Source organism: Deinococcus pimensis DSM 21231 (assembly GCF_000519345.1).
In the GTDB taxonomy this organism is placed as follows: Bacteria; Deinococcota; Deinococci; order Deinococcales; family Deinococcaceae; genus Deinococcus_A; species Deinococcus_A pimensis.
In genome coordinates this window covers 23,051-23,398 of the sequence record NZ_KI912622.1, presented here as the reverse complement: position 1 = coordinate 23,398, position 348 = coordinate 23,051, and the positions used below count along the sequence as shown (strand labels likewise).

The window sequence follows — 348 nt, the reverse complement described above, 5'->3', positions numbered from 1 at the left end:
CCTGCGCGGCAATCAGAGCGTCCTGCGCCTCGGCGGCTGAACCCGGTCTGGGTGAATCACACAATGAGAAAGGCGAGCGCCTCGTTAAGCTGACTTGACGCACAAGACGCACCGCCGCCCACCGGGGACGGCGAACCGCGAACGTCGGGGAGCCCACCGTGATCCAGCACCCTCAGGCCGTCACGTCGCAGCCGTTCGTCGGAAGGGAGCGCGCCCTCGACGAGCTCGCGGCCCTGTTCGCGGCGCCCCACGTGCGCCTCGTCACCGTCATCGGTCCGGGCGGCGTCGGCAAGACCACCCTCGCCCGCACGTACACCGACGCCCGCGGCGCGAGCGTCCCGTTCGTGG

1 protein-coding gene is annotated in these 348 nt (G+C 71.0%); it reads left to right on the top strand.

Annotated elements, in window-relative coordinates:
• Positions 1–158 precede the first annotated feature (158 nt).
• On the top strand, positions 159–348 hold a 190-nt coding region (locus DEIPI_RS38755; RefSeq protein ID WP_045233500.1), incomplete at its 3' end, for an ATP-binding protein.